Genomic DNA, 14,318 nt, shown 5'->3' with positions numbered 1-14,318 from the left:
CATCGCTCGCCCGCTGAACGACGCCCCCGGGGGAATGGTGTCAGATACCGGGGCAGGGGACACAGGCCCCGACCCCCGTCTCCGCACCGAACCCCGGCCGAGCCATGGCCACTCTACCGGCCGGGGAATCGGGACATCAGTGGTCGGGGCTGGAGGTGACCAGTTCGGTGAGGACCCCGTGGCAGTCCTTGGGGTGCAGGAAGGTGATCGAGGAGCCCATGGAGCCGATCCGGGGCTGGTCGTAGAGGACGCGGACGCCCTTGCCGCGGATGGCCTCGGAGTCGCCCTGGACGTCCTCGGTGCCGAAGGCGATGTGGTGGACGCCCTCACCGTTCTTGGCGAGCCACTTGCCCACCGCGGAGTCCTCCCGGGTGGGCTCCAGGAGCTGGAGGTAGGAGGCGCCCCCGTCGGAGGTTTCGTTGATCTTCAACATGGCCTCGCGGACGCCCTGCTCCTCGTTGACCTCGGTGTGGAACACCTCGAAGCCGTACGTGGCACGGTAGAACTCGACAGTCTTGTCCAGGTCGAAGCAGGCGATCCCGATGTGGTCGATTCTTGTCAGCATGGGGACAGTGCACTCCCGAAGGGGGTGGTCACGCAACGTGCGCGCGATCACACCGGCAGCCCGATGACCGCTGCGGTACCGCCCAGTACATTCACGTAAACCCTCGTTCACTCCTCATCCAAGGGGCTGTGCCTCATGTCCGGATCGAACAACACCACTTCTGTGATCGTCGCCGGGGCCCGCACGCCCATGGGGCGGCTGCTCGGCTCGCTGAAGTCCTTCTCGGGTGCCGACCTCGGCGGCTTCGCCATCAAGTCCGCACTGGAGCGGGCCGGGATCTCCGGCGACCAGGTCCAGTACGTGATCATGGGCCAGGTGCTCCAGGCCGGCGCGGGCCAGATCCCCGCCCGCCAGGCGGCGGTCAAGGCCGGCATCCCCATGAACGTGCCCGCGCTCACCATCAACAAGGTGTGCCTCTCGGGCCTGGACGCGATCGCGCTGGCCGACCAGCTGATCCGCGCCGGTGAGTTCGACATCGTGGTCGCGGGCGGCCAGGAGTCCATGACCAACGCCCCGCACCTGCTGCCCAAGTCGCGTGAGGGCTTCAAGTACGGCGCCATCGAGATGCTCGACGCGATGGCCTACGACGGCCTGACCGACGCCTTCGAGAACATCGCGATGGGTGAGTCGACCGAGAAGCACAACACCCGCCTGGGCATCGAGCGCGCCCCACAGGACGAGTTCGCCGCCTCCTCGCACCAGCGGGCCGCGGCCGCGCAGAAGAACGGTGTCTTCGAGGCCGAGATCACCCCGGTCGAGATCCCGCAGCGCAAGGGCGACCCGGTGGTCTTCTCCACGGACGAGGGCATCCGCCCCGAGACCACGGTCGAGTCCCTGGGCAAGCTGCGCCCGGCCTTCGCCAAGGACGGCACGATCACGGCCGGCACCTCCTCGCAGATCAGCGACGGCGCGGCCGCCGTGGTCGTGATGAGCAAGGCGAAGGCCGAGGAGCTCGGCCTGGAGTGGATCGCCGAGATCGGCGCCCACGGCAACGTGGCCGGCCCGGACAACTCGCTGCAGTCGCAGCCGTCCAACGCGATCCTGCACGCCCTGAAGAAGGAGGGTCTGGAGGTCTCCGACCTGGACCTCATCGAGATCAACGAGGCGTTCGCGGCGGTCGCCGTGCAGTCAATGAAGGACCTCGGCGTGACCCCGGAAAAGGTGAACGTCAACGGCGGCGCCATTGCCCTGGGACACCCGATCGGCATGTCCGGCGCCCGCGTGGTGCTGCACCTGGCGCTGGAGCTCAAGCGCCGCGGCGGCGGAATCGGCGCGGCCGCGCTGTGCGGCGGCGGCGGTCAGGGCGACGCGCTGATCGTCCGCGTCGCCAAGTAGGCACAGCCAGGGCCGCCGCGTCCCGACCGGGACCGGCGGCCCGACCGTACCCGTACCCCGTACCGACCCGTACGAGAACCGAGGAGCGCAGCACGTATGACGGCGGTGGACGTCCCCCAGCTGGTGGCCCAGGCCCGTGAGGGCCGGCCCAGAGCGGTGGCCCGGCTGATCTCCCTGGTCGAGGGGGCGTCCCCGCAGCTGCGCGAGGTGATGGCCGCGCTGGCCCCGCTGACGGGAGGGGCGTACGTGGTGGGGCTGACCGGGTCGCCGGGTGTCGGCAAGTCGACTTCGACGTCGGCGCTGGTGTCCGCGTACCGCAAGGCCGGCAAGCGGGTCGGCGTGCTCGCCGTCGACCCGTCCTCGCCGTTCTCCGGCGGTGCGCTGCTCGGTGACCGGGTGCGGATGTCGGACCACGCCTCGGACCCCGGGGTCTACATCCGCTCCATGGCCACCCGCGGCCATCTGGGCGGGCTCGCGTGGGCCGCCCCGCAGGCGATCCGGGTGCTGGACGCGGCCGGCTGCGAGGTGATCCTGGTCGAGACGGTCGGGGTCGGGCAGTCGGAGGTGGAGATCGCCTCGCAGGCCGACACTTCGGTGGTGCTGCTGGCTCCCGGGATGGGCGACGGGATCCAGGCCGCGAAGGCGGGGATCCTGGAGATCGGCGACGTGTACGTGGTCAACAAGGCGGACCGGGACGGTGCGGACGCCACGGCCCGGGAGCTGAACCACATGCTGGGGCTGGGGGAGGCGCGGGGCCGGGAGGACTGGCGGCCGCCGATCGTGAAGACGGTCGCGGCCCGCGGGCAGGGCATCGACGAACTCGTCGAGGCGCTGGAGAAGCACCGGGCGTGGATGGGCGAGCGGGGGGTGCTGGCCGAGCGGAGGGCTGCGCGGGCGGCGCGGGAGGTCGAGACGATCGCGGTGACGGCGCTGCGGGCGAGGATGGCGGACCTGCACGGGGACGCGCATCTGGATGCGCTGGCGGCCAGGGTTGCCGTGGGCGAGCTGGATCCTTATGCGGCGGCGGATGCGTTGCTGGCCACGCTGACCGAGGCGTAGGCCCGCTGGGCGGGTGCGGGGCCGCGGCGCTGCCGCGGGCCCGCGCCTCAAGCGCCGGCGGGGCTGAGAGGTCGGGGTTCCGCCCCGGGCCCCGCGCCTCACACGCCGGCGGGGCTGGATGTGCCGGGGCTGAGAGGTCGGGGTGCTGCCCCGGGCCCCGCGCCTCACACGTCGGCGGGGCTGGATGTGCCGGGGCTGAGAGGTCGGGGTGCTGCCCCGGACTCCGCGCCTCAATCGCCGGCGGGGCTGGACGAAGGTGTCAGTTGTTGTCGTCCGAGTTGGACTGGGTCACCTTGCCCGTGGCGTGGTCCACGTGGGCGGTCCAGGAGGTGCCGTCCGAGGACCGCACCTCGACCTCCCAGTAGTGGGCGTTGCCGTCCTCGTCGTCCTCCCACTGGACGGACCAGACCTGACCGGGGTGGGCGGCCAGGGCGGCCTTCATCGCCTGGTCGGCCGTGACCTTGGCGGCGAGCAGTTCCTTGTGCTCGGCGGCGTTCTCGTTCGTGTCGCGGTTGCGCTCGGTGACCGCGCCATCCGCCGCCACCTCCAGCTCGGCGTGCCCCTTGCCGTCCTTGGTGATCACGTCGACGTTCCAGACGGTGTCGTCCTTGTCGAGGGACTCGACAACGCCCGGGTAGTGCTTCAGGGCTGCCGCGGACGCCTGCTCGGCCGTCTCGGCGGTGGGGACGGCAGAGACGGCGGCGACGGCGGCCACGGTTCTCGCCGTGTCGGCGGATGCCGCTGTCGCGGCCGCCACCGGGCCTCCCGCCATCAGGACGACGGATGCGGCCGCGGAGACGTACAGGGTGCGCTGCATGGCAGGACCTCCTCGGGCCGGCCAGGGCGCCTACGGTTGCTCGGCGGCGGCCGGCGGTGGGCGGATACCGCCCATTCTCCGGCCGGCCGCCATGCGGGGCGCGCCGAGCGCCAGGGTTCAGGCCCTGCCGCGGGTGCCGCGCAGGTGCTCCGCCACCGGGGTCAGCGAGGCGCGCAGCGCCGCCAGGGCCTCCGGCGGCAGCAGGTCGATGAAGTGCCGGCGGACGGACGCCACGTGGTGCGGGGCGACCTTGCGCATCGTCTCCATGCCCTCGTCCGTGAGCACCGCGTACAGGCCGCGGCGGTCGGACTCGCAGTTCACCCGGCGGACCATGCCCGCCGCCTCCATGCGCGTGATCTGGTGCGACAGCCGGCTCTTGGACTGCAGCGTGGCGGTCGCGAGATCGCTCATGCGCATCCGGTGGTCCTCGGACTCCGACAGGTTCACGAGGATCTCGTAGTCGTTGTTGGTGAGTCCGAACGGCTGGAGATCCTTTTCCAGCTGGTGCATCAGCAGTCTGCTGACGTCCAGGTGGGTGCGCCAGGCGCACTGCTCGGCGTCGGTCAACCAGCGCGTGGCCGTCTCGGTCTCCATGGTCTCCATGAATGAACTCTACCTAAAAAGTTGAATTGCGTACAAAGATGCTGGCGTCTGGGGGATCACAGTCCGAAGCGGCGCTGGAGATCACCCAGCTGTCCCGGCATCCGCGGTACGCCCAGCTGCCCCATCGGGCCCTGGCCGGCCCCCGGGACGCCCTGTGCGTTGCCCGTCGCCGCGCCGGCGCCGACCGCGCCGACCGACTGCTCCGCCATCAGCATCTCCGACGACTGCAGCAGCACCGTGCCCGCTCCGACGAACTCGAACTGGTGTTCCTCGCCCGAGCTGCCCCCGATGCCGGTCAGCGAGCGCAGTCCGCCCATCACGCCCGACATGTAGCCGTGGTCGTAGTGGTGGCACGGCGAGGGGCAGTCCGCCCAGCCCACCAGCGCCTGCGGGTCCACGCGCAGCGGCGGCTCCATGAACACCACCGGTCCGTTGGACGCCGCCACGAACTTCCCGGTTCCGATCAGCGTCAGGAAGCCCGGGACGATCGACTGCTTCAGGGCGAGGGAGGGCTGGTACGCGAGCAGGTTGCCTGACCGGATCGTCAGATTCCCGTTGTCCAGGTCGTACGAGTTGACATCGAAGGCCCGGTCGGCCAGCAGCATCTTGCCCTGGCCCTCGGCCACCACCCAGTCGCTGGCGTGCAGCGGCGAGTGGAAGCTGGTGCGCAGCAGGCGGTCGAAGCGCCCGTTGCCGATGCCGTTGAACTCGATGCGCCCGTAGTACGAGATCATCTTGCCCTTCTGCAGGAACCACTGGCTCCCCTTGAGCTCCACGCAGAAGGTGTACGCGTTCACGTTGTCGTCGGAGGGCAGCGTGTACGGGTCGAAGACCGTCGGGCCGCCGGGTCCGCCGGTCACAGGGCCAAAGTTCACAGCTTCTCCTCGGAGGCCTGTACGTACACCGCGCCCTGGCCGGACAGCTCCAGCTGGAACGCCTCGCCCGAGCCGCGCCCCACCATGTCCCGCCAGCCGAGCGCGGTGGAGAGCTTGTTGCGCACGTCGCCGTGGTGGGCGACGTACGCCTGCGGGTCCACGTGGATCGGGCGCTGCGGGGTGATGGGGAGCTCGATGACCCCGCCATGGGCCATCACGGCGACCGAGCCGTGGCCCTTGAGGGTGGTGGTGAACAGGCCCTGGCCGGTCACCTGGCCGCGCACCATGCCCATGACCCCGCCCTGGGAGCCCATGAACATCGTGCCCTGCTGGAGGGTGCCGTCGAAGGCGAGCAGCCGGTCGGCCTCGACGTAGAGGGTCTCGCCGGTCAGATTGATCACCTGGATGTGGTGGCCGCCGTGGCCGAACATCACGGTGCCGCTGCCCTCGACCGTCATCAGCGGGGTCTGCTCGTTCGCCACCCGGCGCCCGATCATGCCCATGACGCCGCCCTGACCGCCCGTCACGCTCGGGGTGAAGGAGACCTCGCCGCGGTACGCGAGCATCGCGCCGCGCTGGCTGTACATCTTCTGGCCCGGGACGACCTGCGCCTCGACCATCTTCGAGTTGATCTCGCGGAACGGCATCAGACGTCGCCCCCGACGGTGTTGCGCTCGCTGGGCTGCACGTACACCAGGCCCTCGCCCTCGAAGCGGATCTGGAACGCCTCGCCGGAACCCTCGCCGATCAGTGTGCGGAAGTTCACACCGGACTGGAAGGACTGCTGGAGGTTGCCGGTGTGCGCGATGTACGCCCCCGGGTCCACGGAGAGCGGGTACTGGGAGCTGACGCGCAGCACCACGGCCGGGCCGTCGGAGACGATCGCCGCCTGGCCCGAGCCCTCGACGGTCGTGGTGAACAGGCCGTTGCCTGTCGTCGCGCCGCGCAGCCCGGTGAAGGTCGTGCCGGTCCGCAGGCCGGCGTCGGTGCACAGCAGGTTGCTGGACTCGACGTAGAGCTTCTCGCCGCGCAGATTGACCAGATTGATCTCACTTGCGCGGTCGGCGAAGAAGCAGGTGCCGTGCCCCTGTACCTCCATCACCGTCATCTGTTCGCCGGTCAGCCGGCGGGTCACCATGCCGCGGAGGCCTTCGCCGCCGCCGGACATCTTTTTGAAGGCCATCTGCCCGTCGTACGCGACCATGGAGCCGTTCTTCGCTTTCACGGCGTCCCCGGTCAGGTCGACGGCGAGCACCTTGCTGCCTTGAAGTCGGAACTGAGCCACGGGAAGACGTTATCGGCAGCGGGCGAGCCCGAACAGGGCCCCGTGGCCGATATATGCCACACCCGGGCGGTATGGGGGCGATCCAGGCCCGCCGCGCAGGGGGAGGGGCCGGGTCAAGATCCCGTAAAGCGGCTGCGACACTGGGACGGACCCTGGCCTCCACACCCGAAGGTTCCACGTGGACATCAAGACCGCCTCCGCCCTGCACCGACTGCGCCTCGTCTCCGTCCCGGAGGCGCTGTCGTTCCCGGCCCTGCTGATCTTCGGCTCGCTGCTGAGCCGGGTCTCGGACATCGACTACCTGATGCTGCCGCTCGGCGCCATCCACGGAATCCTGTTCGTCGTCTACGTGCTCTTCCTGCTGGACGTCTGGAACAAGGCCAAGTGGCCCTTCAAGAAGGTCGTGTTGTTCTTCGTGCTCTCGCTGGTGCCCTTCGGCGGGCTGTACGGCGACAAGCTGCTCAAGCGGGACGAGGGCGACAGCGTGATCGCGGCCCGTGCGCGCGAGGCGGCCGACGCGTGATCGTCGCCTTCTCGGTGACCCCGCTGGGGGTCGGCGAAGAGGTCGGCGAGTACGTCGCCGACGCGGTCCGCGTGGTCCGCGAGTCCGGGCTGCCGAACCGCACCGACGCCATGTTCACCACCGTCGAGGGTGAGTGGGACGAGGTCATGGACGTGGTCAGGCGTGCGGTGGCCGCGGTCGAGGAGCGGGCGCCCCGGGTCTCCTTCATCCTCAAGGCCGACATCCGTCCCGGCGTCCGCGACGGGATCACCTCGAAGGTGGAGACGGTGGAACGGCACCTCGCGGGGGGCTGACGCGCCCGGCTGCCGTGCCCCTCTTCTTTTGCAGCGCCCCTGGCCTATTCGGCCGGGGGCGCTTTTGCGTGCGTGGGCGTGGGCGTGGGCGCGGGCCGGGGGTGGGGGCGCGGGCTGCGCTCCGGCTTCCTGGGGCTCCGCCCCAGACCCCGCGCCTCAAACGCCGGCGGGGCTGGGTGGGTGCGCCTCAAACGCCGGCGGGGCTGGGTGGGTGCGCCTCAAACGCCGGCGGGGATGGGGCGGGTGGCGGGCTGGGTGGGTGCGCCTCAGGCGTCAGGGCTGGATGGAGGGCAGTTGAGCGATCGCTCAAAGTGGCTTAGGGTGCCGGTTGAGCGGTCGCTCAAAACGAGAATCGGGGGCGGGCATGGGCCTGTACGTCGAGACGTCGATCCGTGCCGGGATGGACGAGCTCTGGGAGCGCAGTCAGGATCCCGCGCAGCATCAGCGGTGGGACCTGAGGTTCACCTCCATCGGGTACCTCCCGCGGGCCGAGGGCGAGCCCCAGCGGTTCCGGTACGCGACCCGCGTGCTGCCCTTCCTCTCCGTCGACGGGACCGGGGTCTCCGCCGGAGAGCGGCACCGGGACGACGGGACCCGGGTGTCGGCCCTGCGCTTCGCCTCGGAGCATCCGCTGTCGCTGCTCGCCGAGGGCAGCGGGTACTGGCGCTACGTGCCGGGGCCCGACGGGATCCGCTTCCTCACCGGCTACGACTACCGCCCGCGCTGGGGCCGCTTCGGGGCCCTCGCCGACCGGCTGGTGTTCCGCCCGCTCATGGGCTGGGCCACCGCCTGGTCCTTCGACCGGCTGCGGCTGTGGTGCGAGCGCGGCACCCCGCCGGGCCTCGCCCTCGCCCGGGCGATCGGCGAGAGCGTCCTGCGGGCCCTGCTGTGCGCGGCCGCCCTGGTGTACGCGCCGCCCGCCGTCGCCCTGCTCGTCCTGGCCGCCGCCCTGCTGCTGCCGCCGCTGCCCGGAACCCCGGCCGCCCGCCGCTGCCTGCGCACCCCGCCCGGCCGCACCCCCGCCTCCGCACCCCGCCTGCTCAGCACCCTGGAGCCGTCATGACCTCCATCTTCCGCGCCCACATGGGCGCCGACTTCGACCGGCTGCACCCGCAGATCCAGCGGAGGTTCTCGGTCGGGCTGGAGAGCGGGGAGGGCTGCATCGGGCGCGGCACCATGGACCGGATATGGCACGGGCCCCGCTACGTGAAGCCGTTCCTCCGGCTCGGCGGCATGCGCAACATCCTGGTGCCGCGGGAGGGGCGAGACGTCCCGTTCGTCATCGAGAACCTCCCCTACCTCGACTCCTTCGGGCGGGAGACCGTCACCTTCGTCCGGACCTTCCGGCTGCCCGGCGGACCCCACCGCTTCGACGCCACGATGGTCCACAGCCCCGAACGCGACTGCGTCCTCGACTACCTGGGCACGCACCAGCACCTCGCCAGCGACCTCCACATGAGCGCCGAGCCCGACGGCTCGCTGCTCATCCGCTCCGGCGAGCACCGCTTCCGCGAAGGCCGCGTGGACGTCCGCGTCCCCGATCTGATCGGGGGGCAGGCCGAGGTGCGCGAGTCATTCGACGACGCCACCGGCCGGTTCCGGATCCGGGTGCGGGTGGTCAACCGCCACGTCGGACCGCTCTTCGGCTACGAGGGCTCCTTCACCGCGCAGTACGTCGACGCGCGCTCCCACGGCGTGCGCGGCGACCTGCGGCCGGTCCGCGAGGAGGTCCGGGCATGAGCGCGGCCACCAAGGAGAAGCTCCTCGAAGGGGCCCTGCGCACCCTGGTCGAACAGGGCATCGCCAAGACTTCCGCCCGCACCATCGCGGCCACCGCCGGGGTGGGGCAGGGCCTGATCTTCTATCACTTCGGCTCGGTCGACGAGCTGCTCGCCGCGGCCTGCCGGTTCGGCGCCGAGCAGCGGGTGGCCCGCTACCGCGACCGGCTCGCCGAGCTGGGCAGCCTCGCCGAACTGCTCCAGTTCGCCCGGGAGATGCACGTCGAGGAGCGGGCCGCCGGGCACGTCGCCATGCTCGGCCAGCTGCTGGCCGCGGGGCAGAGCTCGCCCGCCCTCGCGGCCGCCACCGCCGCCGGGCTCGGGCTGTGGATCGACGAGCTGGAGGCGGTGCTCACCCGGCTGCTGGCGGCGACCCCGCTGGACGGGTTCGCCGACCCGGCGGGGCTGGCCCGGGCCACGGCCGCCTCCTTCGTCGGCATCGAGCTGTACGAGGGGGTGGACCCGCAGGGCGCCGGCAGTGCGCTCGACGCGCTGGAGCAGCTCGCCGGGCTGGCCACGGTGCTGGAAGGCCTGGGTCCGCTGAGTCAGCGCGCGGTGCGGCACGGTCTGCGCCGCGGTACCCGCGGCTGACCTCGGAGTTCCGGCCGCGGGGCTCATTCCCTGGCGCGCCGGGCCAGGCCCAGCGCGTAGTCCGGCCACCACGCCCCGGCCTGCGGGCCGCCGCGGCAGGAGCCGTCGGACTCGCCGGGCCGCTTGACCCAGAGGTACGCGTCGACGAGCGGGTCGCCGGTCCGGTCGGTCGGCGGCGTTCCGAGGGCGCGGCCCGGCGGATTGCACCCGGCCTGGCTCCGGCTGCCCGGCAGCGGCCCCTCGCCGTTGCGGCTGGTGTCGATGACGAAGTGTTTGTTCCCGGTCCGCTCGGACAGCTCGGCGCCGTACGCCCGGGTGGCCGCGTCGGGCTGGAAGTCGGAGACGTTGAGGGCGAAGCCGTCCGCGCGCTCCAGGCCCGCCGTGCGGAGGGGGTCCACCAGGTCCGCCGGGTCGGGGATCCGGGCCGGACCGCCCGCGTCCAGGTAGACCTTCGTGTTCCTGTTCTTCTTGAGCCGGTCGACGGCCTCGGAGAGCAGCCGGTGGCGCTCGGCGCGCTGCTCGGCCCGGACGCAGCCGTCGACGACGTGCGCGAGGGCGTCCGGCTCCAGGATGACGACGGCCCTGGTGTCCTTGACGGCGTCGGCGACGGCGCCGATCCAGGTGCGGTAGGCCCGGGCGTCGGCTGCGCCGCCGGCCGGCTGCCGCCCGCAGTCGCGGTGCGGGAGGTTGTGGGCGGCGAGCAGCAGGGTCCGCCCGGCGGCCCGGGCGCCCGCCGCGGCCCGGCGGATCCGGGGGCCCGGATTCCCGCCCGGCGCCCACAGGGTCATCGGGCGGTCCGCGATCCGGCGCAGCACCTGGGCGTCGCTGTTGCGACCCGCCGCCTCCCAGGCGGCGACCTGCCGTGCGGCGGCGCTGTGCGGGTCCACCCAGTACGGGGACTCGCCGGCGACGGGGGAGGGAGCCGGGGGCGTGGCGGCGGCAGTGCCCGGGTGGGGCGGGGGTGCGCCGGTGCAGGCGGAGCCCGCCGCGAGGAGCAGGAGGACGCCGAGGGCGGTGGCGGGAGTTCTGAAGGGCTGCCTGCGAACGGCGGGGGGCATCCGGCTTCCTCTTCCTCAGGACGAAGGTCGGGCAGCGGACCGAAATACCGGGACATGGTGACATAACGGACAGTTGGTGCGGCGGTCCGACACCACGCCCACGTGGTCGGCGCGCGGGGTCAGCGCGCGGGGTCCCCCGTGGTGAGGGCGATGGCCAGCGGGGTGCGCTCGTACAGGACCTGGTGGCCGTGGCGGGCGGAGATGAGCAGCCCCGCCGCGTGCAGGATCCCCAGGTGGGCCGAGACCGTGGACGGGGCCAGACCCAGCCGATGCGCCAGGGCCGTGGTGGAGGACGGCTCGTCCAGCGCGCACAGCACGTCGGCCCGGACCCGGCCCAGCAGCCGGGCGAGCGCGGCCGGGGTGTCCTCCCGTACGGGGGTCCACAGGGCGCCGATGCCCCGGGCCGGGTAGACGACGGTCGGCTGCCAGGGCGGGTCGAAGCCCCCCGCGATCTGCGGCCAGACGAAGGCGCTCGGCATGAGGAGCAGGCCCTGGCCGCCGAGGACGCGCTCGTGGTGACTGGGCCGCTCGATGGTCAGGGTGAGGGAGGCGGCGTCCCAGGAGAGGTCCGGGTGCAGGCCGTCGAAGAGCGACTCCAGTCCGCCGGCGGCGAGACGGCGGGTGTGGAAGAGGACGTCCGCCTCCAGCAGGGCCCGCAGCCGTGGCCAGTGCGGCTCGACCAGGACGCTCCAGGCCCGCTCCAGCAGATCCGCCAGCTCGTGCACCGCACGCGCCGGATCGGCGAGCATCGCCCGGCCCGGTTCGCTGTCGAGCGCGCCCGGCGTGCAGGCCAGCGCCTTGCGCATGTCCTCGCGCGCCTCGGCCGGATCGGCCGCGCGGACCAGGGCGATCTCCTCCTCGAAGGAGACGCCGGGCCCGCTCGGCGGCGGGCTGATGAAGTCCGTACTGTGCCCCCGGCGCGGCATCAGCAGCCACAGCGGCCGCAGGTCCAGCCCGTCGGCGGCGGCGCGGATCCGCCGCAGCCAGGGCAGGTGGTAGCCCTGCCGGTCCGGGCGGGTCAGGGTGCGGACCGCCTCCTGCGTCTCCCACACGGGCGACAGGGCGAACCGGCACCGCAGCAGGTCCCCGTGGCCGAAGCGGTGGTGCAACCCCATCCGGCTCCCCTCCCTCTTCTCCACGTCCTCCGCGCGATGACGCGTCTCAGGGGACGCCGTCTCAGCGGCGCCGTCCCGGGGGACCTCGTCCCAGGAAACCCCGTCCCAGAGGACCCCGTCTCCCGGGACACACTGCCTCAATATTCGGCCTCAGGCGAATCAATGGGGCGCCGGACCCCGGGCCGGGACGCTGGGCCCATGCCAGCCGACACCCAGGCGCCCGGGCGGTCCACGCCGCCACCGGGCTACCGCTCCGTGTTCCGGGTCCGGGAGTTCCGGACCGTCTTCGCCGCCCACCTGATGTCCGTGTTCGGCGTGGTCGTCGCCGAGATCTCCCTGTCCGTCCTCGTCTACCGCCTCACCGGCTCGCCCCTGATGAGCGCGCTCACCTTCGCCCTCGGCTTCCTCCCGTACGCCCTCGGCGGCACCCTGCTCGCCGGGATCGCCGACCGGCACCCCGCCCGGCGGGTGCTCGTCACCTGCGACCTCGTCTGTGCGCTCTGCGCGGCGGCCATGGTGCTGCCGGGCACCCCCGTCGCCGTGCTCCTCGTCCTGCGCTGCGCGATGGCCTTCGTGGCGCCGCTCTTCCAGGGCACGCGCAACGCCTCCCTCTCCGACGTCCTCGGCACCGGCGACGCCTTCGTCCTGGGCCGCTCGCTGCTGCGCATGGTGGCCCAGAGCGCCCAGCTCATCGGCTTCGGCCTCGGCGGGCTGCTGCTCACCGTGGTCGCCCCGCGCGGGGCCCTCGCCCTCACCGCCGCCGGCTTCCTCGGCTCGGCGCTCCTGCTGCGGCTCGGTACCCGCAGCCGCCCCGCCCGCACGGGCGCCCGCACCTCCCCGCTCGCCGGACTGCGCGCCGTCCTCGGCCGGCGCCGGCTGCGCGCGCTCACCCTGCTGTTCTGGCTGCCGCCGGTCTTCCTCGTCGTCCCCGAGGCCCTGCTCGCCGCGTATGCCCACGGCATCGGCGTCGGCACCGCCGCCCTCGGGCTGATGATGTGCGCCATGCCCGTCGGCACCATCGCCGGGGAACTCTGGGCCGGCTCCGCCCTCACCGCCCGGACCCGGTCGCGGATCGTGGCCCCGCTCGCCGCCGCCGGCCTGCTGCCCCTGCTGCTCTACGCCGGCCGGCCGGGCGTGCCCCTCGCCCTCACCGCGCTGCTGCTCGCCGGCCTGGCCCACGCCTACACCCTCGGGCTGGACCAGTGGTACGTCGACGCCGTGCCCGACGAGCTGCGCGGCCGGGCGATGACCCTGCTCAGCACCGGCCTGATGACCCTCCAGGGGGTGGGCATGGCGCTGGCCGGCCTGGCCGCCGAGTTCCTTCCGGTGCACGCGGTCGTCACCGGCGCCGGGATCCTCGGCACGGCCGTCGTGCTGCTGCTCCTGGCCGAACTCCGGGCCGCCGCCCGGCAGGAGGAAGGACTGAAGGATGAGACGGGCCTCGCCGTGAAGTGACCTCCCGGTAGGGTCGACGCGTGCCCAAGCCGCTCAGCCTTCCCTTCGACCCCATCGCCCGCGCCGACGAGCTCTGGCAGCGACGTTGGGGGCCCGTGCCCTCGATGGCCGCGATCACCTCGATCATGCGCGCCCACCAGATCCTGCTCGGCGAGGTCGACGCGGTCGTCAAGCCGTACGGACTGACCTTCGCGCGGTACGAGGCGCTGGTGCTGCTCACCTTCTCCAAGGCCGGCGAACTGCCGATGTCGAAGATCGGCGAGCGGCTGATGGTCCACCCGACCTCGGTGACGAACACGGTGGACCGGCTGGTGAGGTCCGGACTCGTCGACAAGCGGCCCAACCCGAACGACGGACGCGGCACCCTGGCCTCCATCACGGAGAAGGGCCGCGAGGTCGTCGAGGCCGCCACGAAGGACCTGATGGAGATCGACTTCGGCCTCGGTGTGTACGACGCCGAGGAGTGCGGGGAGATCTTCGCGCTGCTGCGCCCGCTGCGGGTGGCCGCCGCCGACTTCGAGGAGGCGTAGCCCGCCCCCGGGACCCGGGCCCGCGTCAAGATCGAGCAAAACGGACGGTTAGGCTCGTCCGCATGAAACGAAGCGTGCTGACCCGCTACCGCGTCATGGCCTACGTGACCGCGGTCATGCTCCTGATCCTGTGTGCCTGCATGGTGGCGAAGTACGGCTTCGACACCGGCGCCGGCCTGACCTTCGCGGTCTCCCAGGCCCACGGTGTCCTCTTCATGGTCTACCTGGTCTTCGCCTTCGACCTGGGCTCCAAGGCCAAGTGGTCCTTCGGCAAGCTGCTCTGGGTGCTCGTGTCGGGCACGATCCCGCTGGCCGCCTTCTTCGTCGAACGCAAGGTCCGCGACGAGGTGGAGCCGCTGGTCAGCGGCTCGCTCGCGACCGCCAAGGCCTGACAGGCGACGTACGTCACCCACCCCCGGGCGAGTCCCCGGGGGTT

Annotated in this window: 18 protein-coding genes; 10 read left to right on the top strand and 8 right to left on the bottom strand. The window is 72.3% G+C overall.

Annotated features, from left to right (window positions below):
- Positions 1 to 136: 136 nt before the first annotated feature.
- Positions 137 to 565, bottom strand: a complete 429-nt coding sequence (gene mce / locus OG534_RS11355) for a methylmalonyl-CoA epimerase (protein WP_326587965.1) — start codon at positions 563 to 565, stop codon at positions 137 to 139.
- 135 nt (positions 566 to 700) lie between these two features.
- Here mce and OG534_RS11350 point away from each other — a divergent pair, with 135 nt between their 5' ends.
- Together OG534_RS11350 and meaB are read left to right on the top strand one after the other, a co-directional pair.
- A complete protein-coding gene (locus OG534_RS11350) occupies positions 701 to 1,900 on the top strand; it encodes an acetyl-CoA C-acetyltransferase (RefSeq protein WP_326587964.1) in 1,200 nt (399 codons plus the stop codon).
- A gap of 96 nt (positions 1,901 to 1,996) precedes the next feature.
- Entirely contained in the window at positions 1,997 to 2,959 is a 963-nt protein-coding gene (meaB, locus tag OG534_RS11345; RefSeq protein WP_326587963.1) for a methylmalonyl Co-A mutase-associated GTPase MeaB, read from the top strand.
- A gap of 259 nt (positions 2,960 to 3,218) precedes the next feature.
- Here the strand turns inward: meaB and OG534_RS11340 are convergent, their stop codons facing one another.
- The 5 genes from OG534_RS11340 to OG534_RS11320 all read right to left on the bottom strand — a co-directional run bounded on the left by OG534_RS11340 (position 3,219) and on the right by OG534_RS11320 (position 6,539).
- Positions 3,219 to 3,776 (bottom strand): PepSY domain-containing protein, encoded by a 558-nt coding sequence (locus OG534_RS11340; RefSeq protein ID WP_326587962.1) that lies wholly within the window; start codon positions 3,774 to 3,776, stop codon positions 3,219 to 3,221.
- Positions 3,777 to 3,893: 117 nt separating this feature from the next.
- Positions 3,894 to 4,370, bottom strand: coding sequence for a MarR family winged helix-turn-helix transcriptional regulator (locus OG534_RS11335; RefSeq protein WP_326593558.1), 477 nt, complete (start codon positions 4,368 to 4,370; stop codon positions 3,894 to 3,896).
- Between the two features lie 65 nt (positions 4,371 to 4,435).
- Positions 4,436 to 5,239: an AIM24 family protein gene (locus OG534_RS11330; protein ID WP_326593557.1), complete on the bottom strand. Its 804-nt coding sequence runs from the start codon at positions 5,237 to 5,239 to the stop codon at positions 4,436 to 4,438.
- 11 nt (positions 5,240 to 5,250) lie between these two features.
- Complete coding sequence (locus tag OG534_RS11325) at positions 5,251 to 5,901, bottom strand: AIM24 family protein (protein WP_326587961.1); 651 nt, start codon at positions 5,899 to 5,901, stop codon at positions 5,251 to 5,253.
- A complete protein-coding gene (locus OG534_RS11320; RefSeq protein WP_326587960.1) occupies positions 5,901 to 6,539 on the bottom strand; it encodes an AIM24 family protein in 639 nt (212 codons plus the stop codon). The genes OG534_RS11325 and OG534_RS11320 overlap by 1 nt, the downstream gene beginning before the upstream one ends.
- Positions 6,540 to 6,717: 178 nt before the next feature.
- On the opposite strand from OG534_RS11320, the gene OG534_RS11315 reads away from it, so the two are divergent.
- From OG534_RS11315 to OG534_RS11295, 5 genes are all read left to right on the top strand, one after another.
- A complete protein-coding gene (locus OG534_RS11315) occupies positions 6,718 to 7,062 on the top strand; it encodes a DUF3817 domain-containing protein (RefSeq protein ID WP_326587959.1) in 345 nt (114 codons plus the stop codon).
- A complete protein-coding gene (locus OG534_RS11310) occupies positions 7,059 to 7,355 on the top strand; it encodes an MTH1187 family thiamine-binding protein (RefSeq protein WP_326587958.1) in 297 nt (98 codons plus the stop codon). The genes OG534_RS11315 and OG534_RS11310 overlap by 4 nt, the downstream gene beginning before the upstream one ends.
- 364 nt (positions 7,356 to 7,719) lie before the next feature.
- Complete coding sequence (locus OG534_RS11305; protein WP_326587957.1) at positions 7,720 to 8,418, top strand: hypothetical protein; 699 nt, start codon at positions 7,720 to 7,722, stop codon at positions 8,416 to 8,418.
- Complete coding sequence (locus OG534_RS11300; protein WP_326587956.1) at positions 8,415 to 9,095, top strand: DUF4166 domain-containing protein; 681 nt, start codon at positions 8,415 to 8,417, stop codon at positions 9,093 to 9,095. Before OG534_RS11305 ends, OG534_RS11300 begins: the two co-directional genes overlap by 4 nt.
- The gene (locus OG534_RS11295; protein WP_326587955.1) at positions 9,092 to 9,724 is read left to right on the top strand and encodes a TetR/AcrR family transcriptional regulator; all 633 of its coding nucleotides are present in this window, start codon (positions 9,092 to 9,094) and stop codon (positions 9,722 to 9,724) included. The genes OG534_RS11300 and OG534_RS11295 overlap by 4 nt, the downstream gene beginning before the upstream one ends.
- A gap of 23 nt (positions 9,725 to 9,747) precedes the next feature.
- On the opposite strand, the gene OG534_RS11290 is transcribed toward OG534_RS11295, so the two are convergent.
- Together OG534_RS11290 and OG534_RS11285 are read right to left on the bottom strand one after the other, a co-directional pair.
- On the bottom strand, positions 9,748 to 10,782 hold the full coding sequence (locus OG534_RS11290; protein ID WP_326587954.1) for a glycoside hydrolase family 6 protein: 1,035 nt from the start codon (positions 10,780 to 10,782) through the stop codon (positions 9,748 to 9,750).
- A 119-nt stretch (positions 10,783 to 10,901) separates the two neighbouring features.
- Entirely contained in the window at positions 10,902 to 11,897 is a 996-nt protein-coding gene (locus OG534_RS11285) for an ArsR/SmtB family transcription factor (RefSeq protein ID WP_326587953.1), read from the bottom strand.
- A gap of 198 nt (positions 11,898 to 12,095) precedes the next feature.
- Between OG534_RS11285 and OG534_RS11280 the strand changes: the two genes are divergently transcribed.
- The 3 genes from OG534_RS11280 (at position 12,096) to OG534_RS11270 (ending at position 14,274) form a co-directional block, all read left to right on the top strand.
- The gene (locus tag OG534_RS11280; RefSeq protein WP_326587952.1) at positions 12,096 to 13,352 is read left to right on the top strand and encodes an MFS transporter; all 1,257 of its coding nucleotides are present in this window, start codon (positions 12,096 to 12,098) and stop codon (positions 13,350 to 13,352) included.
- A gap of 20 nt (positions 13,353 to 13,372) precedes the next feature.
- On the top strand, positions 13,373 to 13,882 hold the full coding sequence (locus OG534_RS11275) for a MarR family winged helix-turn-helix transcriptional regulator (protein ID WP_326587951.1): 510 nt from the start codon (positions 13,373 to 13,375) through the stop codon (positions 13,880 to 13,882).
- Between the two features lie 62 nt (positions 13,883 to 13,944).
- Entirely contained in the window at positions 13,945 to 14,274 is a 330-nt protein-coding gene (locus OG534_RS11270) for a DUF3817 domain-containing protein (RefSeq protein ID WP_326587950.1), read from the top strand.
- The last annotated feature ends 44 nt before the right edge of the window (positions 14,275 to 14,318 follow it).

The sequence above is a fragment of the Streptomyces sp. NBC_01294 genome (genome assembly GCF_035917235.1).
GTDB classification, from domain to species: Bacteria; Actinomycetota; Actinomycetes; order Streptomycetales; family Streptomycetaceae; genus Streptomyces; species Streptomyces caledonius.
This window is presented reverse-complemented; position numbering and strand designations above follow the sequence as displayed.

Coding starts and splice junctions, on each gene's coding strand:
- mce (WP_326587965.1), bottom strand. CDS start 565: ATGCTGACAAGAATCGACCACATCGGGATCGCCTGCTTCGACCTGGAC.
- OG534_RS11350 (WP_326587964.1), top strand. CDS start 701: ATGTCCGGATCGAACAACACCACTTCTGTGATCGTCGCCGGGGCCCGC.
- meaB (WP_326587963.1), top strand. CDS start 1,997: ATGACGGCGGTGGACGTCCCCCAGCTGGTGGCCCAGGCCCGTGAGGGC.
- OG534_RS11340 (WP_326587962.1), bottom strand. CDS start 3,776: ATGCAGCGCACCCTGTACGTCTCCGCGGCCGCATCCGTCGTCCTGATG.
- OG534_RS11335 (WP_326593558.1), bottom strand. CDS start 4,370: ATGGAGACCGAGACGGCCACGCGCTGGTTGACCGACGCCGAGCAGTGC.
- OG534_RS11325 (WP_326587961.1), bottom strand. CDS start 5,901: ATGCCGTTCCGCGAGATCAACTCGAAGATGGTCGAGGCGCAGGTCGTC.
- OG534_RS11305 (WP_326587957.1), top strand. CDS start 7,720: ATGGGCCTGTACGTCGAGACGTCGATCCGTGCCGGGATGGACGAGCTC.
- OG534_RS11300 (WP_326587956.1), top strand. CDS start 8,415: ATGACCTCCATCTTCCGCGCCCACATGGGCGCCGACTTCGACCGGCTG.
- OG534_RS11295 (WP_326587955.1), top strand. CDS start 9,092: ATGAGCGCGGCCACCAAGGAGAAGCTCCTCGAAGGGGCCCTGCGCACC.
- OG534_RS11290 (WP_326587954.1), bottom strand. CDS start 10,782: ATGCCCCCCGCCGTTCGCAGGCAGCCCTTCAGAACTCCCGCCACCGCC.
- OG534_RS11285 (WP_326587953.1), bottom strand. CDS start 11,897: ATGGGGTTGCACCACCGCTTCGGCCACGGGGACCTGCTGCGGTGCCGG.
- OG534_RS11280 (WP_326587952.1), top strand. CDS start 12,096: ATGCCAGCCGACACCCAGGCGCCCGGGCGGTCCACGCCGCCACCGGGC.
- OG534_RS11270 (WP_326587950.1), top strand. CDS start 13,945: ATGAAACGAAGCGTGCTGACCCGCTACCGCGTCATGGCCTACGTGACC.